The following is a 20652-nucleotide window of genomic DNA, read 5'->3' as shown; positions in this document are numbered from 1 at the left end:
TTTCTATTTTCCTATCCCCAGGGGATGACATTGTGAAGAGAAGAAAATCAACAAGAACCAGTTCTTTTGGAGTAAAAGGCCGGGAAAGCCATGATTCATCTCCATTTTATAGTAGAGCGATCTATTCCAACTTTTCCCTTCCAAAACCTTCAGAGGAAGATCTCATCGAGAACCCACTTCCTGAAAATCTCTTAGACAAGGTCATTGAGGGGGATGCCAGAGAAGTTCTGAAAAAAATACCTGACTGTTCGATACATCTCATGGTGACTTCACCTCCGTACAATGTAGGGAAAGAATACGATGAAGATATGACTCTTGATGAATACCTTGAATTCATAGAAGAAATCATGAAAGAAGTGTACAGGGTTCTCGTCTGGGGTGGAAGAGCCTGTTTTAATGTAGCAAATCTTGGAAGAAAACCGTACATTCCTCTTCATGCGTATCTCATCCATTTGTTTGAAAAGATAGGCTTTTTGATACGTGGAGAGATCATTTGGGACAAAGGGGAAGCGGTGAGTGGTTCTTCGACTGCGTGGGGTTCGTGGATGTCTCCTGTAAATCCCGTGCTAAGAGATCAACACGAATATATAATTGTAATGAGTAAAGGAGATCTAAAGCGAAGAAAACCCAGTGATAGAGAAGCAAAATCAACAATAACAAGGGAAGAATTTTTAGAATTCACAAGGAGTGTGTGGAAATTTCCACCAGAGTCAGCTAAGAGAGTAGGACATCCTGCCCCCTTTCCTGAGGAACTTCCTTACCGTTGTATACAGCTCTACACCTTTAAAGGAGATGTCGTTCTCGATCCTTTTGCTGGTGTAGGAACAACTTGTGTGGCTGCCGTTAAAACAGGACGGCATTTTGTTGGAATAGAGATAAATCCCGAATACGTAAAAAAGGCCGAAGAAAGGGTAAAGGATATTCTCAGCAAACCTACTCTTTTTGAAGATCACTGTTGATATTTTTCTATCAACTCTTTTATGAGATCGTACCATCCTTTGAAATATTCTTCTTTTGCTTTGAGTATCAATTCAACGGGAAAAGGTTTGTAATCGATCTCTAAATAGTTTTCCTCTTTTTTTGAAAGCTCGATCAATCTTTTTACAGTAGAACTCTTCAATCCAAAACCACGCGGGTTTGTGTTGCTGCTCGGGAGTGAGTAGTACTCCTCCAACTTTGATTCATTTTTTTCTACTTCTCTCTGTAGGTCTCTCAATTTTTCTAAATCAATAACGCATAGTATTATTTTGTCTTTGTTTCTTGCAATGTAGAATATATCTGCCTGGAAGTTGAAAGTTAAAATTCTATCTTTGGTTGGGAATCCATCCCATGCTATTTTAACGTCGGAAAATCCTTCAGTTGTTTTTATACTGTACCTCTTTGTTGAGTCGTCTTGAAAAGTTATTTCAATATCCCAGTTTCTTTCTGTGTCTGGGGCTTGATTAACGGATTTTATGAAGTGTGAAAGTTCTTTTCTTATCATCTCAACTATGAAATTCTCACGCCTTTTACCTACATCGGGAGCTCTTCCTTCAAAATAAAAGATATCCCATGCTTTTCCAAGGATATCGATTCTCTCTTTGTTCTTTTTGAAAATATCAATGAGAGGATCCGTTTTTCTCATAAATCTTCTCCCCCTCCACAAACACCGCAATGGGATCATCCTCGAAAAGAAGTGGATTTCTCTCGTAGAGACAAAAGTCTGCTCTGTACCCTGCTTCTATCTTTCCTGTTTTTATTCCCACCTGACTTGCCCCCGCTTCCGTCATCAGGTAGAACGTTTCTTCTCTGGAGAAACCCATTTTGAGTGCGTGTTCTGCGATATATTTTGGGTCACACGGTGAAACGGGAGAATCCGAAGAGAAAGAGATAGAAACACCCGCTTTGAACATTCTGTAGAACGGATAGTGAAGAGCGTTCACCTTGACTTTCTTCAAAAGGGGCTGATCTTCGAAGAAGAAATGTGGCTGAACGGAAAAAGTGGTGTTTTTCACCCGTTGTAGATCCTTTTCCTGGACGAACTGAGCGTGGATGATTCTGTGACCGCGGTGTCTTTCGAGAACATCGAGAACAAGGCTCACCGCACTGTCTCCTATGGCATGAACGTTCAAAATGAGATCGTGTTCGTCGCAGAAGCGAGCCAGTTCTTCGAGTTTTTCTTCTGTGAGAAGTTGCACACCCTGCGTTCCGTCGTCGTATTCACCGGAGATGAGAGCCGTTTTTGCTCCAAGGGAACCGTCCATGAAGACTTTGACTCCTTTAACGTGCACTCTCTTGTTGAGATCTCCGAAGTGTTCGGGTTTTAGATCCTTTGGTTTCAGCTTCTCGAAGAGTCTGATTCTGGAGTGTTTTATAATGGAAAGAAGCCTTTCCACGCTCACACCGTAAAGGTCATCGCTCTGAACGAATGTTACACCGTGTTTGAGAAATTCCTCTTCTCCTACTCTGTAGAATTCTGCTATTTTCTCTTTGAAGACGTATTCGTAGATCTTTTCCAAGTTCTCTACGAGATACCTTTCTTCGACTCCCAGAACCTCCATCGCTTTTTTGTTGAGAAACGCTTTGTGACCGCACCTTCTTATGAGAAAGACAGGCGCTTCGATTCTGTCCAACCTCTCAACAACCGATCCATCTGGTTCTTCGAACCAACCCCTTCCCACCACAACTTCACTGGTGAGATCTCTTTCGAAAAGCTCGTCCCAATCGTTGAACTGGACACTGAGTTTCGAAAAGCCCGTTCCCACAACGTGTGCGTGTGAATCGACAAAGCCCGGAACGAGGAAGTATCCTTTCGCATCAATGACAGGTTCATTTGCTTTTTCGACGAATTCTCCGTTTTCCACGAACAGATCTTTTTGAACAAACTCCCTTCCATTCCACACCAGGGCACCTTTTATTATCATTTCAACCCCCTGCTTCCCGGTTTTTCTGCCGGGATTCCCTGTTTGCAGAGTGGACAGTCTTCAGGATCGTAGACCGGAAGGTCGAGCTTCAGAAGACTTTCGAACGGAACTCCAAAGTCCACTTTTCCGCCGGAGCGATCGATGATGGAACCCACACACACCACGTTTGCTCCATACTCTTTCAAGAGCTCTATCACTTCCTTCACAGAACCACCCGTGGTCACCACGTCTTCAACTACCGCTGCTTTCTCACCAGGTCTTACGAAAAAGCCCCTTCTGAGTTTCATCACTCCGTTTTCTCTTTCCGCGAACAACGACCTCGCTTTCAGGTACCTTGCGACGACGTACGAGAGTATCACTCCTCCCATCGCAGGACCCACTACTGTTTCCACATCGTACTTCCTCAGAAGCTTTGCTAATTCTTCTCCCACGATGTCGCCGTACTCTGGGAACTCGAAAAGACGTGCGCACTGCACGTATCTTGAGGAGTGTTTCCCGGAAGAGAGAATGAAGTGCCCCTCCATCAAAGCACCGGTTTTCTCGAGGATTTCCTTTATCACAGTCTCATCTCCTTTATTCTTTTGATCTTTTCTCCGGGATTTTCGCTCAGGTAGATCTCTCTTCCGAGCACAGCAAAATCCGCTATTCCCTTCATTTCTTCGAGCGTTACGACGTCCTTTTGATCGTCTGCTTTCACTTCCATTCTGATGCCGGGAACGAGAATTTTGCCTTTTATCTTCTCTCTCAGAGCCTTTGCCCATGGACCAGGAAGCACGAAATCACACCCAAGCTTGTTCAGTTTTTCTATCCTGTCCATGTAATCCTCGAGAGATCCTTCCATGGAAGTGAGTTTCACCACAACGAACACATGTTTGTCTGTTGTCCTGAGGGCTCTCTCCACGCTTTCGTATCCAGCGCAGGAGTGAACTGTGAAACCTATGATCGCCGGATGATCCCAGCTCTTTATGGAACGTTCCACCGTTGAAGGGATATCACAGAACTTCAGGTCAAGGATTATCTTCAAATTCCTCTTTGCGAGTTCGTCGAAGATCTTTTTTCCGTGTACGGCGAGGTTGTGCCCCACCTTCACCACTTCGAAACTGCCGTTTTCGTCGATGAATCTGATAGGATCTTCCATGTCCAGACTGAGAACAGGTGTCATCTTTTCACCTCCAGCAGATATTTTCCAATTTCTTCCACAACACCGGGATCTTTGAAGAGAGCGCTTCCGACTCCTATCACGTCCGCTCCCACTTTCAGGAATTCTTCTGCGTCTTTCACGGAGTACACACCACCGCTTGCTATCACAAAGAGTTCTGGGAATCTTTTCTTCACTTCGTACACTGCCCTGAGGGCGATCGGTTTCAGCACGGGACCAGAAAGTCCTCCTAAGATCATCGTGTCTTTTTCAAAATGCAGTCCCCTCACCGTGTTCACGAGCGTGATTCCGTCCCACCCTGTTTTCATCACAAATTCCGCGGCATCTTCCACAAAGATACCCTCTACTCCCACTTTCGCTATCAAGAAGGAGTCGGGAAGTTCTTTTCTAAGTGTGTTCAGGAGTTTCTTCCACTCTTCCGCGTTTTTGACTATGGAGAGTCCTCCTTCTTTCACGTTCGGACAGGAGAAATTGAACTCCACCGCATAGAATCTGTCCGCTACCTTTTTGAACACACGGGCCACTTCCAGATACTCCTCGAAAGAATCACCGCCGAGACTTGCGATCATGGGAACGGGAAGTTCCGGAATGTTTTCAACGAACGCGTGTATTCCGGGGTTTTCCAGTCCGATCCTGTTTATCACGTAGAAATCGCTGTCTGCCATTCTGGGAGTGGGGTTTCCTTCTTTCGGATGGAGCGTGACGGTTTTCAGCAAAACACCGCCCACGTATCTGTGATCCATGAGCTTCAGATACTCTCCAAAGCCGGCAGGACCGGAGAGAAGAACAAGGGGAGGTTTCAGCTCCAGCACAGTTCATCACCTCTGAATATAGGACCATCGGTGCAGACGTGTTTCACACCCTCTTTTGTGAAGACGGCACAGGACTTACACGCTCCTATTCCGCATCCCATGTATTCTTCGAGCGAGAAGTAAACTTCTTTTCCTTTCAGGTGTTCCCAGCAGACTTTTTCCATTCCCCGAGAACCGGAGACGAGGTACCAGTCGTACTCTCCCGTGGAGGAGAGTTTACTCAAAAACTCCTCATCACCAACGGCCGTTTCGTGATCAAGTGGTATCTGGAAGGGAGTTCTGCTTCCCACGAGTACATCCACGTTCATCTTCTTTCGGAACGCTTCGGCCATCGTGAGGCATGTGGGAGAGATGATGAGAAGGCCTTTTCCAGGCTTTTCGAAGCCGTTTCCAAGAGGACCGTGACCTTTTATCTTCTCTGCTTCTTCGACGATCCACTTCGTTCCCTTTCCCTTCACCTGAACGGAGATCGCTGTGTGATCTTCCCAGTATCCGAGAACGAAAGGCTTTCTGACGAGTTTCGGTGTCTCCAACATGACGAACTGTCCTGGAGAGAAATCGATCCGCTCCTCGAAGAGAACGATCCAGGTATCCTCGTTCACTCTAATCGTTTTCTTTTTGGTCAGCAATAACCTCTCCATCTATCATCACCCATCTTCCTTTGAGTTTAAGAGCGACCACTTTTCCCTTCAGTCTGACACCGTCGAACATGGAATTCTTCCCTTTGCTTTTGAATTTTTTTGCGTCCACGATGAACTCTGCCTCCGGATCGATGAACACAAGAGTATCTTCTGTGAGACGAGCTTCAACACCGAGTACTTCGAGGGGCTTTTTCGTGAGTTTTTTTACGACGAGTTCGAGATCACCCAGGGCTGTGTAATAGGCAGGAAAGGCGATTTCTATGGATGTTGAGCCGTAGGGAGCGGTGAGAAAATCGTCCGGTTTTTCGTGGTGTGGCGCGTGATCCGTCGCTAGAACATCGATCACATCTTTTTTCACGGCCTCAATGAGAGCTCTTCTATCCTCCGGAGATCCGAGAGGAGGGTTGATCTTGAAGTTCGTGTTTTTGATGTCTTCGTAGCAGAAAAACAGGTGGTGCGGTGTTACTTCACAGCTGACCTTTGCCAGGTTCTTCAAAAACGATATCACTTCTACGGAGTACTTCGTTGTTACATGCTGGATGTGGAATCTTTCGAATCCGTACTCAAGGCCCGTCAGAACGGTTCGTGCTATGGCTATCGCTTCGTTCGATCTCGGTCTTTTCTGAAACGGTAGAGGAGCTCCCTCGTAGAAGATTCCATCCACCTCGTACATCTGGCTGTGGTCGAACCAGAGGGCTTTCTTTTTCTTTTTCATCGTTTCAACGAGTGTAGGGTAGTCGTACTCTATGCCGTCCGTTGAAAAGCCCACCACTCTTTCTCCTTCAGCTTCGATCGATCCGAAGGGAGAAACGGCAAAGAGAAACTCGACCGCTCTGTTTTTGGGGAGATCCAGGTGTCTTTCCAGAACTTCTTTGCTGTCTATGAGTGGCTTTGTATTGGGCTGTACCACCACTTTAAAAAAGCCTCCCACAAGGGAGGCTTCTTCTAAGGAGCTGTAATCTTCTCCACCATTGAGGCGAACATGAACGTGAAGATCGACAAAGGGAAACGTGGCAACCAATCCTTTCGAGGGAAAGGGTGTTTCTATTTCTTCTTCTATCCATTTCTTTCTAAACGGATCGTAGATCCTCACACTTTTCCCTCCGAATTCCTTTCCTGTTATTTTACCATCCACCTGGCGATCTCATCTATTACTCTTTTGTCAACGTGACCTTTCTTCATGTATTCAACCGGCGTTGATTTTCCTTCTCCTGAAATCATCAAGTGATTGAGATCGTCGAAGACGAGTATTTTCACATTTTCCCTGCCTGAAAGTTCCTTCAACCAGATCTCCTGGTCCTTTTCAGTCACCTGGTAGTCTCTGCCGCCGAAGATCAAAAGCATGGGGATGGTTAGTCTCTTCGCAATTGAAGCAGGATCTCTTTCTCTCAGATCGTAAAAGTACTTCGCGGGAGCTCCAAGGACGAATTCATCTGGAGGAATCTCTTTTCTTTTGAGTTTTTCCAGAATGTTCAGAGTTTCTTCTACGTTGCTTGCAAGACCCAGAGACTGAAGATATTTCAACTGATCTTCCATGACTTCTTCGAGCGGTCTTGCGGGCGGTGCTATCATGACAACACCGTCTGCCTTCGATCTTTCCGCTATCTCCGGTGTGAGCATCGCACCGAGGCTGTGTCCCAGCACATAAACTCGGGAGACGTCTTTTCTCTCTTTGAGTATCTTCACCGCTTCCAGTGCGTCTTCTATGACTTCTTTTTCGACGGTCAGGGTGGTAGGGTCTACTTTCTCGACGAACGTTCTTTTGTGGTATCTGAGAACGATGATACCCTTCGAAGACAGACCGTACGCGATGTCCTTGAATATCTTGTTTGGACCGATGGTTTCGTCCATGTCGTTCGGTCCAGAGCCGTGCACGAGGACAACAGCCGGGAACGGTCCGCTTCCTTTTGGGATCGTGATCTTCCCGGGAAGGCCGTTCACGGTGATATCCTTCTCCTCAAAGCTCTCCGGGTCCACGTAGTCTGGAAGTTCGTACTCTGTCTTTGTAGCCTGTTTGAAGAAGAGTCCGGCGACTTTTCCTTCTCTGTCCATGGTGACAAGTGCTGAGATTTCTCCTCTGTCGAACTTCAGAGTGAAGTTGTAGATCTCGTATTCAGCCTGGATGATTTTCTCGTATCCAGCGATTTCTCTGAAGTCACTGAGCTGTGCTTTCAGAGAGTTCCAGATGTTTGAAAGACTCTGGACACTGAGCTGTGCTTTTACCTGATTGGAACACATATTCAAAGCCGATTCGAAGTTTTCAGAGGTGAGATGTTGAACGAAGAGAAACGCTTCCTGATCGAAGGCACCAAACACCATCACACCGAGAAAGAGCGAAAGGAAGACAGTGAGTCTCATCTCTTTTCCCTCCCCTTCTTTTTGAACAGCACGTTCTCCTTCATCTTGTTTCTTACCTTCAGCGATCTTTCGACGTGAACCTTTTCACCTGTGAAGGGATCCAAACCAGAGTAGTACATCGCGGTGCTCACCGTTCCGGGAGTAGGTGTGAATATCTGGATCTGCTGAGGAAAGTACCCGAGGTGTTTGAGTATGAAGTCTCTCAAGTAATTGTTCTCCCTCCAGCCTTCTCCCGGATGTCCCACTATGAAGTAGCCGATCACGTACTTTCTCTTTCCTATCTTCTTTGCGAGTGTTTCAAAGCGCCTTTTGAACTCGAGGAACAGTTCTACAGGCGGTTTTCTCATCAGAGATAGCACCTTTGGATGAGCGTGTTCGGGGGCGAGTTTCAGCTGTCCCGGGGTGTACTTCACGAGTTCCCTTATGAAGACGTCTGGATCTTTTTCGGCAAGGACGAAGTCGTGCCTGATCCCGGAAGAGACAAAGACGTTTCTGACACCTGGTATTTTCCTGATCGACTCGAGAAGAGAGATGAATTCGTCATGGTTCGGTCGGACAATCTTGCACACGCTGGGATACAAACAGAACTTCTGGCACTGTCCTTTCGTTTCTCTGATGGAACAGCTCGAACCGTAGAGGTTCGCAGTCGGCCCTCCAACATCCGTGATGGTACCTTTGAAATCCTTTTTCTTTGTGAGGATCCTCACTTCTTCGAGAATGGAATCTTTGCTGCGGTAGGAAACGTGGGTCGTCTGGTGCTGTGTGAGGGCGCAGAAAGAACAGCTTCCGAAACAACCTCTCACGGCCGTTATCGAGAACTTCACCGTTTCTATCGCCTTCACTCTTCCCATCTTTGCGTAGAAGGGATGAACTTCTCTTTCGAAAGGAAGAAGGTAGAGCCGGTCGAGTTCCTCCTGGGAAAGTGGAAGTTGCGGGGGATTCTGAACAACATATCTTGTGTCCTGTTTCTGGTAGATCAGAATGTTCTTGTATGGATCAGTATACCAGGTCTGAAGTTTCAACGCTTCGGCGTATTTTTCGGGATTCTCTGAGATTTCATCGTAGGAGGGTAGTTCGATGCCTCCTTCAGGTTTTTGAGAGGACCACCAGACAACTCCACGAACACTTTTGCACTTTTCTATATCACCTGTTCTGGAAAGAATCTGTGCAATCTCAAGAACTGCCTTCTCACCCATTCCATAGACGAGGAGATCCACCTTTGAATCGATGAGGATGGATTTTCTCACCTTTTCGCTCCACCAGTCGTAATGTGCGAACCTTCTGAGGCTCGCTTCCAATCCACCAAGGACAACGGGAACTTCCGGGAAGAATCTCTTGATGAGATTCGTATAGACGATGGTTGCTCTGTCAGGTCTTTTTCCACCAGATCCACCCGGTGTGTAGTCGTCCGTTTTTCTCTTTTTCTTTGAGGCCGTGTAATTCGCCACCATCGAGTCAACGTTTCCAGCGGTGACACCGAAGAAAAGACGAGGCCTTCCAAGACGTGTGATGTCTTTTTCTGTTCTCCAGTCCGGCTGAGCTATGATTCCCACTTTGAAGCCGTGAGAGACGAGATAATGACCGATGAGGGCAACACCGAAGGAGGGATGATCCACATAAGCGTCACCTGTGACAAGAATGACATCGAGCTCTCTCCAGCCTAATTTTTTCATTTCCTCACGTGTTGTGGGAAGAAACACAGTATCACCCTATGTATTTTAAAACAAAAAAAGCCTCGTTTCGAGGCCTGGTTAAAAAACAGGGACGCAGGGGCACGACACTTATTTCTTTTGAGGTTGCTTTATCTTTTCATTGTGGATCGAAATCAACACATCTACCGGTATCAACACTAACATTTTCCTCACCTCCTTTTTGAGAATTACTCTCATTTTTCATGTGTAAGTGTATCATCGGGAGATTAAGAGTCAAATAAGGTAACGCTAATTATATGTAAAGAAAGACTCATTTCACGGTGAAGAAGGGAGCAATAAGAATCCTCACAGAAAAATTTTTGGGGACTTGACAAAATATTTGGTGATAGTCTAAAATATTTTGCAGGAGGTGACAAAATATGTTGCCCAAGTGTCCGGTCTGCGGAAAAGAAATGATAGTTACAGAGCTTCACTGCAAAAGAGACGATGTCACTGTGCGGGGACATTTCAAAGCGAGCCCGTTCGATTTTCTCGACAAAGATGAACTCGAGTTCGTGATTCTATTCTTCAAGGCGCGTGGGAATTTGAAGGAGATAGAGCGTTACACAGGACAGGGCTATTTCGCCTTGAGGGGGAAGCTGGAGAGAATCCTGGAGAAGATGAATCTCCAACCCCTTGGAGAAGTGGAGGAAGAAGCTGCAGAAGAGGATCTCTTCAAGCAGGTGAAAGAAGGGAAGATCAGCGTTGAGGAAGCTTTGGAAATTCTGAAGAAGAGGAAAAAAGGAGGAGAGAGCGATGTCTGAGGAGATCAGAAAGATCCTGGAAGCTGTGGCAAGGGGAGAAATCAGTCCAGAAGAAGGGGAGATGCTGATAAAGGCGGTACAGGAAAAGGAAAGAGAAGAAATCGGGCCAAAAGGTGATTTTTCTGAACGGGAGGGCGACTACATCCTCGGCGAAAACGAGATAGTGGAAGAAGATCTCGTCCTTTCTAAAAAGAAAGCGATCATAAGGGGAAAAATCAAAGGAGATCTTGCGCTCATCAACTGTGAAACGTTCTTTTCCGGAGAGGTGGAAGGTGATCTTGCCGTCATCGGCGGAAAGATCGAATTCGATGGAGGAACGGTGAAGGGAGATCTCGCTCTCATCGGCGTCAAAGAATCAGGGAAAACACCGGTGGTGGAAGGTGATATCGCGAGGATATCGAACTTCTTCGTCAGCGGTATTTTGAAAATGGTCTCTCCTTTCATCAGTAACATCTCTGTTTCTTCCAAGAAGAAGGTCGAAGGAAAAGAATGATCTTCCATGAAGGTGTATCTGATGGTTTCGACGATTCTTGTGGTGATGTTGTTTTCTTTGATATGGCTGTATGTGCTGTTTTTTTCTACTGTAGAGACAGCTCCATCTTCACCGGCGGTTTGGGAACTGGGTGTCACAGAAACATCCAGTGCAATGGTACCTGGAAGTCTTCAGGATCGATGAGGAGGGAGTACTGTGAATGAGCTCTTACACTGGAAGAGGAACTTCTTCCTTCTTGCCCTCGGAAGGTTCGTATCGATTCTTGGAAGTTCCATTCAGGCGGTTGCGATTCCTCTTTTTGTACTGGATCTGACACACTCTGGATCTGCTGTTGCCCTGATGACCGTAGCCTACATGGTTCCGAGGATCCTTTTCACACCCATAGCCGGGATCGTGGGAGACAGGGGAGATAGAAAGTTTCTCATGGTCTCGATGGATTTTCTGAGGGGATTTCTCATCTGTTTTCTGGCCCTTCTTGCGTTCAGAAACTCCGTCACCCTTCCCGTTCTCTACGTTTCTCAGATAGCGATGGCTGTCATGGACAATCTCTTCGACATACCGACAGGTGCGATGTTTCCCGATATCGTTCCTCAGGATTTTCTCATGAGAGCCAACTCCATCATGGGTATGGTGAGGATCTTTCCACAGATCCTGGGCCCCGCACTGGGAGGAGTGATCTACGGATTCTACGGTATAGCGATCGTTTTTCTTGTGAATGGGGTGTCTTTTGTCCTCTCTGCTATCAGTGAGATCTTCATCGTTTACAGCCGAAAGGTGGAGAAAAAGCCAGCAAAATTCTCTCAGATCCTTGAAGATCTCAAAGAAGGATTTCTCTTCATCTGGAACCACGAGCTCATACGAACCATTCTGATCTTCGCACTTTTTCTGAATCTGCTCATCTCTCCGCTGTTCATGGTGGTGTATCCTTACACGATCAGGGAAGTGATGAAATTTTCGGCTCAGGAATTTGGTTTCCTGGAGACTTCCTTCACCTTAGGGGCGCTTCTTGGGAACTTTCTGATCGCATCGTACCTGTCAAAGAAGAACATGTGGAAGGCCATGAAGATTTCTATCTTTCTTTTTGAACTTCCCATCGTCTTCCTTGGCTTTCTCGTCATGCCTGATTTTTCCTTGAACAGACTGGTTCTTTTCTCGCTGTTTTTCATCACGTTCCTGATAATGGGTTTTTTGAATCCCATCATCAACGTTCCTCTGGACACGGCGTTTCAAAAGATGACACCTTCTCACATCAGAGCGAGGGCCTTTTCTTTCCTCATTCTCGTAGCAAACGGAGTCACTCCGCTCGGATCGGTTCTCTACGGATACCTCGTTGATAGAGTGCCGGTCCATTTTCTTTACTATATTGTCGGAGCGCTTTCTTTTCTGGTCGCTGTGCTGCTTCTGGTAGCTTTGAGGGGAAAAGAGCTTCCCACTTGATTTTTCCAGCGTTGTTTGTTAGAATAGTAACCAAACAGGGGTGAAAGGTTATGCGATGTGGAAGAATAATATGTCTCAAATCGATTGAACACAATTATTATTACTTTTGGTTTAACAGGGGCACCTGTCCGTGAGTGCGACCGCTCCGGGCAGGTGCCTCTTTCGGTATCTGCCCGGAGCGATAGAAAACACTGAAGGGCTCCGGGCAGCGGAGCCCTTTTTTTATTACCAAAATCCCGTAGGAGGTGGTAGATCTATGATAGTCGTTTTGAAACCCGGTTCCACAGAAGAAGATATAAGGAAGGTGGTGAAGTTGGCTGAGAGTTACAACTTGAAGTGTCACATTTCCAAAGGTCAGGAAAGAACGGTTATTGGGATCATCGGGGACGATAGGTACGTGGTGGCGGACAAGTTCGAATCTTTGGACTGTGTGGAAAGCGTTGTGAGGGTGCTCAAGCCTTACAAACTCGTCTCTCGTGAGTTCCATCCGGAGGACACGGTGATCGACCTCGGAGATGTGAAGATAGGAAACGGCTACTTCACCATCATAGCGGGACCGTGCTCAGTTGAGGGCAGGGAAATGCTCATGGAAACCGCGCACTTTTTGAGCGAACTCGGTGTCAAGGTTTTGAGGGGAGGGGCTTACAAGCCTCGAACATCTCCTTACTCTTTCCAAGGACTCGGAGAGAAAGGGTTGGAGTACCTGAGAGAAGCTGCCGACAAGTACGGTATGTACGTGGTGACGGAGGCTCTCGGAGAAGACGATCTTCCAAAAGTGGCCGAGTACGCTGATATCATTCAGATAGGAGCGAGAAACGCTCAGAACTTCAGATTGCTCTCTAAAGCGGGAAGCTACAACAAACCCGTTCTTCTGAAAAGGGGTTTCATGAACACCATCGAAGAGTTCCTTCTCTCCGCTGAATACATCGCAAACTCTGGAAACACGAAGATCATACTGTGTGAAAGGGGAATCAGAACGTTCGAAAAGGCCACGAGGAACACACTCGATATATCCGCTGTTCCTATAATCAGAAAGGAATCCCATCTTCCCATTCTGGTGGATCCGAGCCACTCTGGGGGAAGAAGAGACCTCGTTATTCCACTCTCCCGGGCCGCTATAGCGGTTGGAGCTCATGGAATCATTGTGGAGGTTCATCCGGAGCCGGAGAAGGCACTTTCGGATGGAAAACAGAGTCTTGACTTCGAGCTCTTCAAGGAACTGGTTCAGGAAATGAAGAAACTCGCTGATGCCCTGGGGGTGAAGGTGAATTGAAAATTTCTGTGCTCGGAGCGGGATGCATCGGTGGATCGATCGCACTTAAATTGAAAGAAAAGCATCATGTCACAGCCTTCGACAGAGATGAAGAAACGATGAAAGCATTGGAAGAAAACGGAATAGAAACTGTTTCAAAGGAAAGCGATCTCTACGATACAGACCTTCTCGTTCTTGCGCTTCCCATGAGCGTCGAGGAGAGATTCCTGAAAGAAACGGACTTTTCAGGGAAGATTCTCGATGTGGCGAGCGTGAAGACACCTTTCATGGAAATAGCCAGAGAGAGGGGATTGAACTTCACAGGAGGACATCCCATGGCCGGAAACGAACGAAAGGGAAAATCAGGTTGGGATCGAGAAATGTTCGACGGAAAGATCTTCTTTCTCTGCTCTCTCGACGGAAAAGAGGATGGGATGATTGAAAACATCGTGAAAGATCTTGGTGCCAGACCTTTGTGGATAGACTACAGGATCCACGACGAGATCGTCGCTGCGGTGAGCCACGTTCAGTACTTGATCTCACTGAGCGCACGGTACGTAGGGAAACCCTTTGAAGAATACGCGGGACCTGGTTATCTTTCCAACACGAGACTTTCGAAACAGAACATGGAGATGGCGCTGGATATGATCAGATATAATAAAGAAAACATCCTCAAATACCTGGAGAACGCAAGAAACTTTCTGAATGTTTTATATCATCTCACAGAGAAAGAGGATTTCGAAAACCTGAAAAAAGTGATAAGGGAAGTGATATCTTGAAGGTACTTCCGGCGAAGAAGGTTGAAGGAGTGCTGAGCGTTCCTCCGGACAAATCCATAACTCACAGGGCTCTCATTCTGTCCGCTTTGGCGGAAACGGAAAGCACCCTGTACAACCTCTTGAGGTGTCTCGACACAGAGAGAACCCACGATATTCTCGAAAAACTCGGTACACGTTTTGAAGGCGATTGGGAAAAGATGAAGGTCTTTCCGAAGCCCTTCGCTGAGCCAATAGAACCTCTCTTCTGTGGAAACTCCGGAACAACCACGAGGTTGATGAGTGGAGTTCTTGCTTCATACGAGATGTTCACAGTGCTTTACGGGGATTCTTCTCTTTCCAGAAGGCCGATGAGAAGAGTGATCGAACCTCTGGAGATGATGGGAGCGCGTTTCATGGCGAGGCAGAACAACTACCTTCCCATGGCTATCAAGGGAAATCACCTTTCCGGTATCAGCTATAAAACACCGGTGGCGAGCGCTCAAGTGAAGAGCGCGGTTCTTCTGGCGGGGCTCAGAGCCAGCGGACGAACAATCGTTATCGAACCAGCAAAAAGCAGAGATCACACGGAAAGGATGCTCAAAAACCTCGGTGTTCCCGTCGAGGTGGAGGGAACACGTGTGGTTCTGGAGCCTGCTACCTTCAGGGGTTTCACGATGAAAGTCCCTGGTGATATCTCGTCGGCTGCTTTCTTCGTGGTTCTCGGCGCCATTCATCCCAACGCTCGAATCACAGTAACGGACGTTGGCCTGAATCCCACCCGAACGGGACTCCTCGAAGTTATGAAACTCATGGGAGCCAACCTGGAGTGGGAGATCACGGAAGAAAATCTTGAACCGATAGGAACTGTGAGGGTTGAGACATCTCCAAACCTGAAAGGTGTGGTTGTTCCCGAACACCTCGTACCTCTCATGATAGATGAACTGCCTCTTGTGGCACTTCTCGGTGTTTTTGCGGAAGGAGAAACGGTTGTGAGAAACGCGGAGGAGTTGAGAAAGAAGGAATCCGACAGGATAAGGGTTCTGGTGGAAAACTTCAAACGGCTCGGTGTCGAAATAGAAGAGTTCAAAGATGGTTTCAAGATCGTTGGAAAGCAGAGCATAAAAGGTGGATCGGTGGATCCAGAAGGCGACCACAGAATGGCTATGCTCTTTTCCATAGCAGGGCTCGTGAGTGAAGAGGGGGTTGATGTGAAAGATCACGAATGCGTGGCGGTGTCTTTCCCGAACTTTTACGAACTGCTGGAGAGAGTGGTGATATCATGAAATTCTGCATCATAGGGTATCCGGTGAGTCACAGCATATCACCAAGGCTTTACAACGAGTATTTCAAAAGGGCGGGAATGAACCACTCGTACGGTATGGAAGAGATACCACCTGAATCTTTCGACACGGAGATAAGAAGGATTCTCGAAGAATACGATGGTTTCAACGCGACAATTCCTCACAAAGAAAGAGTGATGCGGTACGTCGAACCATCTGAAGATGCGCAGAGAATAAAAGCCGTGAACTGCGTCTTTCGGGGAAAGGGATACAACACCGACTGGGTTGGCGTTGTGAAATCGCTCGAGGGTGTAGAGGTGAAAGAACCCGTTGTCGTTGTGGGAGCGGGCGGAGCCGCACGTGCTGTGATCTACGCTCTCCTCCAGATGGGCGTGAAAGACATCTGGGTGGTGAACAGAACGATCGAAAGGGCGAAGGCTCTCGATTTTCCTGTGAAAATTTTCTCTCTCGATCAGCTCGACGAGGTTGTGAAAAAGGCGAAGAGTCTCTTCAACACCACTTCCGTTGGAATGAAGGGAGAGAAACTGACCGTTTCCGAAGCTTCTTTGAAAGGTCTGTATCTTGTTTACGACGTGGTGTACTTTGAGACTCCTCTCGTTTCTGATGCGAAGAGATTGGGAGTGGAACACGTTGTAAAGGGAAACCTCATGTTTTACTATCAGGCGATGGAGAATCTCAAAATATGGGGAATCTACGATGAAAGATCGTTCAAAGAAGTGTTCGAGGAGGTACTGAGATGAGGCTCACAATAGCGGGAGATTCCCACGGAAAGTACATGATAGCGGTTTTGGAAGGGATTCCTGCGGGTTTGAAGATCGACGAAGAAATCATAAGAAGAGAGCTTTTCAGGAGAAGAAATTGCTACGGTAGAGGAAAGAGGATGAGCATGGAAGAAGATGCCTTCGAGATCGTCTCCGGAGTGTGGGGAGGTATCACAACGGGAGCACCGGTGACGATTCTCGTTCCAAACAAAGCGGGCAACCCGGTGAAAGACGTTCGAAGCGTGCCGAGACCGGGTCACATAGATTACGCTGCCTTTGTGAAGTACAAACTGCCGGATCTGAACGTCTACGTGGAACGATCCAGTGCCAGATGGACGGTGGCTCTCACGGCGGCGGGTGCTCTTCTGAAGAGTCTCCTCAGAGAGTTCAACATAGATGTTCTCGGGTTTGTCACAAGACTTGGAAACGTGGAAGCGAAGAATATCCCAGACAATTTTGAGGAGTTGAGAAGAAAGAGGGACGAATCGGCCGTTTTCTGTCCAGATCCAGAGGCAACGGAAGGAATGATCTCCGAGATCGACAGGGCGAAAGAAGAGGGAAACACCCTCGGCGGCAAGGTGAAGGTCATTGCAAGAGGTGTCCCGGCAGGCATCGGGAGCTACTCCGATCTTTTCAAAAAGCTCGACTCGAAGATAGGTTCCCTCTTTTTTGCCATTCCCGCTGTGAAGGGAGTGGTGATTGGAAGTGAAGAGATGTGGTACGGCTTTGACTATCTGGATGAGTTCGAACTGGAAGACGGCAGGATAAAGAGAAGAACAAACAATCTGGGAGGAATAGAAGGGGGCATCACCAACGGAGAAGACGTGTGGGTGAACGTCTTCGTGAAACCCATTCCTACCACAGGAAAGCCGTTGAACTCCGTTGATTTGAGAACAATGGAACCGGCGAAAACACCGTACGTGAGATCTGACGTGACGGCCGTTCCTCCCGCTTCCGTCGTGTGTGAAGCCGCGCTCGCTGTGGTGATTTCGGACGCCTTGCTCGAACACCTGGGCGATGGAAACATCGACGACCTGAAAAGGAGGTTCGGGAATGAGAATCTTCCTCGTTGGGATGATGGGTTCTGGAAAGAGTACGATCGGTAAAAGGGTTTCCGAGGTGCTCGACCTTCAGTTCATAGATATGGACGAAGAGATAGAAAGAAGAGAGGGAAGAAGAGTTCGAAGGATTTTCGAAGAAGACGGTGAAGAGTACTTCCGATTGAAAGAGAAAGAACTTCTTAGGGAACTTGTGGAAAGAGACAACGTGGTCGTGGCAACGGGTGGAGGTGTTGTGATCGATCCAGAGAACAGGGAGCTTTTGAAGAAAGAGAAGACTCTCTTTCTCTACGCTCCCCCTGAAGTGTTGATGGAAAGAGTAACAACAGAGAACAGGCCTCTTCTGAGAGAAGGAAAAGAGAGAATACGAGAGATCTGGGAAAGGAGAAAACAGTTCTACACGGAGTTTAGAGGGATCGACACCTCCAAGTTGAACGAGTGGGAAACAACCGCACTCGTTGTGCTGGAGGCTCTGGACGAGAAAGAAATCTCAACGATAGAAAAACCACACCTGGTGAAGATCATCCTCGGTGGTTTCAAGAGGGTGAGGAACGAAGAGCTGGTTTTCACCACGGAGAGGGTGGAGAAGATATACGGAAGGTACCTTCCAGAGAATCGGCTTCTTTTTCCGGATGGAGAGGAAGTGAAGACGCTGGAGCATGTCTCCAGAGCGTACTACGAACTTGTGAGGATGGACTTTCCCAGGGGAAAGACCATAGCGGGTGTCGGAGGAGGTGCTCTCACCGACTTCACTGGCTTTGTGGCGAGCACGTTCAAAAGGGGAGTGGGACTTTCTTTCTATCCGACAACACTTCTGGCTCAGGTGGACGCTTCCGTTGGTGGAAAGAATGCCATCGATTTCGCTGGAGTGAAAAACGTCGTTGGGACTTTCAGAATGCCAGACTACGTCATCATAGATCCCACCGTCACGCTTTCGATGGATGAGGGCAGGTTCGAAGAGGGAGTCGTGGAAGCCTTCAAGATGACGATTCTATCGGGTCGCGGGGTAGAACTCTTCGATGAGCCGGAGAAGATTGAGAAGAGAAATCTCAGAGTTCTCAGCGAGATGGTAAAAATCTCCGTCGAAGATAAAGCGAGGATAGTAATGGAAGATCCCTACGACATGGGTTTGAGACACGCCCTGAATCTGGGACACACGCTCGGTCATGTGTACGAGATGCTGGAAGGGGTACCTCACGGTATAGCGGTAGCGTGGGGCATCGAAAAAGAGACGATGTACCTGTACAGAAAGGGAATAGTGCCTAAGGAAACCATGAGATGGATCGTAGAAAAGGTCAAACAGATCGTACCAATTCCTGTTCCATCCGTCGATGTTGAGAAAGCCAGAAATCTCATTCTGAACGACAAGAAGATCCTGAAAGGTTCCAGAGTTAGGCTTCCTTACGTGAAAGAAATCGGAAAGATCGAATTCTTAGAGGTCGATCCGCTCGAACTTTTGGAGGTGGTAGATTGAAAGTACTCGTGGTGAACGGACCCAACTTGAACATGCTCGGAAAAAGAGACAAAAACATCTATGGAAACTTTTCTCATGAGGATCTTGTGAAGATGATAGAAGATTGGGGAAGGAAAAACGATGTGGAAGTGGAGGTCTTTCAGTCGAACCACGAGGGAGAAATTTTGGATAGACTGCACAGGCTCGATTTCGATGGTCTTGTGATAAACCCGGGGGCTTTCACCCACTACAGCTACGCCATAAGGGATGCCCTGGAGATCGTGAAGGTGCCGAAGGTGGAGGTTCACATATCGAACATACACAGGAGGGAAGAGTTCAGAAGAAGGAGCGTTACGGCTGAGGTGTGCGACGGTCAGATAAGCGGACTTGGTGTGTACGGTTACCTTCTGGCTCTGGAGTACATAAAAAAGAAACTGGAAGAACTCACCTGAAAGAATCAAGCACGAAGAAAAGACCAAAACCGATGAGGAACAGACCGGTCACGGCCATCACTATTTTATAGATCCGTGAGGATTTCAATATGGTGTTTCCAAAGACACCTATCAGAGAGTACCAGAGAATGTCTGAGAGAATGTGGCCGAAGTAGAAGGCAGTAACCCCAGCCAGAAACGATGTCTGCGCTTTGACAAGGAAAGCGCTGCCGACGGACATCCACCAAAGAAGAAAGTACGGGTTGGACAGTGAAACGAGAGCTCCTGTGATGGGAAGGGGGATTTTCAGATCGTTTTTTTCTACCTGTGAGATCTCACCTTTGATGGCTGTTAGCTGAGAAATCCCCATGAAAGCAAGGAAAGATCCTCCAAGAAGACCTATCACTTTTGTCACAAGCGGAGATTTCAGGACCCATTGAAAGCCAAGAACCAGCAGGAGAACAAGAAAAGCTTCCAGAACAACGTGGCCGGATATCAGTTTTATAGAGTTTTTCCAACCTTTTGCACTCTGGGATATGGCTATCATCATTAGAGGGCCCGGTGCGACCGCACCGGAAAGCCCCACAAGGAAACTCCCGAAGAATATGGAAATCATCATCTTCCTCCCCAAGAATTTTGAAAAATTTTACCACTCTGTTCTTTGCTTTTGTGTTAGTGTGAAATATATTTGTTTTAACATATTATGTTTTATGCATACAAACCAGGTTAGTTCCAATCATTCACAAAGTAGGTGATGCGTGTATCTGGCACTGGAAGAACGATACAGAGTATGCAATTACCGGTAACGAAAAATTTCATGCAGGTTTGTGGTACCGGAAGCTATGCGTTAAAAAAGGAATAATGGATGATATTAAGAGACAATATGAAGAGAATTTGTGGTAATCGATGACGTGTAAGTGCTTTGAATTCGAGAAATTAGTAGTTAACTTCTAACACACTGAGGAATACCTTCTTTCATCTATTTGTGAAACATGGAACTAATCGATTTTTACCAGAAACACCTAAAAATGCCCTGACGTAGGTTGATATAATTTATCTTCTGTTTTTTGCTTGTGTTCTTTTCTTGTTTGACTATGCAATTATTCCATTTTTCCAAACAGTACTTGAAGGTGCTCTTTTGTGTGTTAGAATGGTTTATGGAAAGGGAGGATATGGAAGGTCAAAAAACATCTTGCTTTCAGAGTGTGTTTGTGGTATAATTTCTCTTGAACTCAACGGGTTTCAATAGTTCCTTAGAGGTATGGAAACAATGATTTCTCAGTAGTGAGTATCTCATATCCTTTAGTTTCAATAGTTCCTTAGAGGTATGGAAACTTTACAAAGCGGAGAATATTTCTGATCTCTCGCAATGTTTCAATA

22 protein-coding genes and 1 CRISPR repeat array (1 of these 23 cut by a window edge) are annotated in these 20652 nt (G+C 46.9%); of the genes, 12 read left to right on the top strand and 10 right to left on the bottom strand.

Annotated features, from left to right (window positions below; genetic code table 11):
• Window positions 1-32: 32 nt before the first annotated feature.
• Entirely contained in the window at window positions 33-959 is a 927-nt protein-coding gene (locus TPET_RS02995; protein ID WP_008193633.1) for a type II restriction-modification system DNA methyltransferase, read from the top strand.
• Here the strand turns inward: TPET_RS02995 and TPET_RS02990 are convergent.
• From TPET_RS02990 to TPET_RS02950, 9 genes are read right to left on the bottom strand one after another with little or no spacing between them, the layout of a single operon-like run.
• A complete protein-coding gene (locus TPET_RS02990) occupies window positions 950-1624 on the bottom strand; it encodes a type II restriction-modification system endonuclease (protein WP_004083091.1) in 675 nt (224 codons plus the stop codon). The two genes, TPET_RS02995 and TPET_RS02990, sit on opposite strands and share 10 nt — an antisense overlap.
• Complete coding sequence (locus TPET_RS02985; RefSeq protein ID WP_011943205.1) at window positions 1599-2903, bottom strand: amidohydrolase family protein; 1305 nt, start codon at window positions 2901-2903, stop codon at window positions 1599-1601. The genes TPET_RS02990 and TPET_RS02985 overlap by 26 nt, the downstream gene beginning before the upstream one ends.
• Window positions 2900-3463 (bottom strand): orotate phosphoribosyltransferase, encoded by a 564-nt coding sequence (pyrE, locus tag TPET_RS02980; RefSeq protein ID WP_011943204.1) that lies wholly within the window; start codon window positions 3461-3463, stop codon window positions 2900-2902. The genes TPET_RS02985 and pyrE overlap by 4 nt, the downstream gene beginning before the upstream one ends.
• Window positions 3460-4065 carry an orotidine-5'-phosphate decarboxylase gene (gene pyrF, locus TPET_RS02975; protein WP_011943203.1) on the bottom strand — a complete coding sequence of 202 codons (606 nt, stop codon included), beginning with the start codon at window positions 4063-4065 and terminating at the stop codon, window positions 3460-3462. The genes pyrE and pyrF overlap by 4 nt, the downstream gene beginning before the upstream one ends.
• Window positions 4062-4874 (bottom strand): dihydroorotate dehydrogenase, encoded by an 813-nt coding sequence (locus tag TPET_RS02970; protein ID WP_004083101.1) that lies wholly within the window; start codon window positions 4872-4874, stop codon window positions 4062-4064. The genes pyrF and TPET_RS02970 overlap by 4 nt, the downstream gene beginning before the upstream one ends.
• Window positions 4862-5515 carry an iron-sulfur cluster-binding protein gene (locus TPET_RS02965; protein ID WP_010865096.1) on the bottom strand — a complete coding sequence of 218 codons (654 nt, stop codon included), beginning with the start codon at window positions 5513-5515 and terminating at the stop codon, window positions 4862-4864. Before TPET_RS02965 ends, TPET_RS02970 begins: the two co-directional genes overlap by 13 nt.
• Window positions 5478-6608 carry a dihydroorotase gene (locus TPET_RS02960; RefSeq protein WP_011943202.1) on the bottom strand — a complete coding sequence of 377 codons (1131 nt, stop codon included), beginning with the start codon at window positions 6606-6608 and terminating at the stop codon, window positions 5478-5480. Before TPET_RS02960 ends, TPET_RS02965 begins: the two co-directional genes overlap by 38 nt.
• A 26-nt stretch (window positions 6609-6634) precedes the next feature.
• A complete protein-coding gene (estD, locus tag TPET_RS02955) occupies window positions 6635-7873 on the bottom strand; it encodes an esterase EstD (protein WP_004083104.1) in 1239 nt (412 codons plus the stop codon).
• Window positions 7870-9573, bottom strand: coding sequence for a YgiQ family radical SAM protein (locus tag TPET_RS02950; protein WP_011943201.1), 1704 nt, complete (start codon window positions 9571-9573; stop codon window positions 7870-7872). Before TPET_RS02950 ends, estD begins: the two co-directional genes overlap by 4 nt.
• 371 nt (window positions 9574-9944) lie before the next feature.
• Between TPET_RS02950 and TPET_RS02945 the strand changes: the two genes are divergently transcribed.
• The 11 genes from TPET_RS02945 to aroQ all read left to right on the top strand — a co-directional run bounded on the left by TPET_RS02945 (window position 9945) and on the right by aroQ (window position 19293).
• Window positions 9945-10328 (top strand): DUF2089 domain-containing protein, encoded by a 384-nt coding sequence (locus TPET_RS02945; protein ID WP_011943199.1) that lies wholly within the window; start codon window positions 9945-9947, stop codon window positions 10326-10328.
• Complete coding sequence (locus TPET_RS02940) at window positions 10321-10821, top strand: SHOCT-like domain-containing protein (RefSeq protein ID WP_011943198.1); 501 nt, start codon at window positions 10321-10323, stop codon at window positions 10819-10821. The genes TPET_RS02945 and TPET_RS02940 overlap by 8 nt, the downstream gene beginning before the upstream one ends.
• A 6-nt stretch (window positions 10822-10827) precedes the next feature.
• Window positions 10828-11004, top strand: coding sequence for a hypothetical protein (locus tag TPET_RS09525; RefSeq protein WP_164819368.1), 177 nt, complete (start codon window positions 10828-10830; stop codon window positions 11002-11004).
• Window positions 11005-11016: 12 nt separating this feature from the next.
• The gene (locus tag TPET_RS02930; protein WP_011943197.1) at window positions 11017-12258 is read left to right on the top strand and encodes an MFS transporter; all 1242 of its coding nucleotides are present in this window, start codon (window positions 11017-11019) and stop codon (window positions 12256-12258) included.
• Window positions 12259-12514: 256 nt separating this feature from the next.
• Window positions 12515-13531 (top strand): 3-deoxy-7-phosphoheptulonate synthase, encoded by a 1017-nt coding sequence (gene aroF / locus TPET_RS02925; RefSeq protein ID WP_004083125.1) that lies wholly within the window; start codon window positions 12515-12517, stop codon window positions 13529-13531.
• Entirely contained in the window at window positions 13528-14289 is a 762-nt protein-coding gene (locus TPET_RS02920) for a prephenate dehydrogenase (protein ID WP_004083127.1), read from the top strand. The genes aroF and TPET_RS02920 overlap by 4 nt, the downstream gene beginning before the upstream one ends.
• The gene (gene aroA, locus TPET_RS02915) at window positions 14286-15551 is read left to right on the top strand and encodes a 3-phosphoshikimate 1-carboxyvinyltransferase (RefSeq protein WP_011943196.1); all 1266 of its coding nucleotides are present in this window, start codon (window positions 14286-14288) and stop codon (window positions 15549-15551) included. The genes TPET_RS02920 and aroA overlap by 4 nt, the downstream gene beginning before the upstream one ends.
• Window positions 15548-16309 carry a shikimate 5-dehydrogenase gene (gene aroE, locus TPET_RS02910; protein ID WP_011943195.1) on the top strand — a complete coding sequence of 254 codons (762 nt, stop codon included), beginning with the start codon at window positions 15548-15550 and terminating at the stop codon, window positions 16307-16309. Before aroA ends, aroE begins: the two co-directional genes overlap by 4 nt.
• Window positions 16306-17436 (top strand): chorismate synthase, encoded by a 1131-nt coding sequence (gene aroC / locus TPET_RS02905; protein ID WP_011943194.1) that lies wholly within the window; start codon window positions 16306-16308, stop codon window positions 17434-17436. Before aroE ends, aroC begins: the two co-directional genes overlap by 4 nt.
• Entirely contained in the window at window positions 17384-18862 is a 1479-nt protein-coding gene (aroB, locus tag TPET_RS02900; protein WP_011943193.1) for a bifunctional shikimate kinase AroK/3-dehydroquinate synthase AroB, read from the top strand. The genes aroC and aroB overlap by 53 nt, the downstream gene beginning before the upstream one ends.
• Complete coding sequence (gene aroQ / locus TPET_RS02895) at window positions 18859-19293, top strand: type II 3-dehydroquinate dehydratase (RefSeq protein ID WP_011943192.1); 435 nt, start codon at window positions 18859-18861, stop codon at window positions 19291-19293. Before aroB ends, aroQ begins: the two co-directional genes overlap by 4 nt.
• Here the strand turns inward: aroQ and TPET_RS02890 are convergent.
• Complete coding sequence (locus tag TPET_RS02890) at window positions 19286-19891, bottom strand: LysE family translocator (RefSeq protein WP_235231276.1); 606 nt, start codon at window positions 19889-19891, stop codon at window positions 19286-19288. The two genes, aroQ and TPET_RS02890, sit on opposite strands and share 8 nt — an antisense overlap.
• 620 nt (window positions 19892-20511) lie before the next feature.
• Window positions 20512-20652: a CRISPR direct-repeat array (repeat unit 30 nt; unit sequence GTTTCAATAGTTCCTTAGAGGTATGGAAAC) (it continues 353 nt past the right edge of the window).

This window comes from Thermotoga petrophila RKU-1 (genome assembly GCF_000016785.1).
In the GTDB taxonomy this organism is placed as follows: Bacteria; Thermotogota; Thermotogae; order Thermotogales; family Thermotogaceae; genus Thermotoga; species Thermotoga petrophila.
This window is presented reverse-complemented; position numbering and strand designations above follow the sequence as displayed.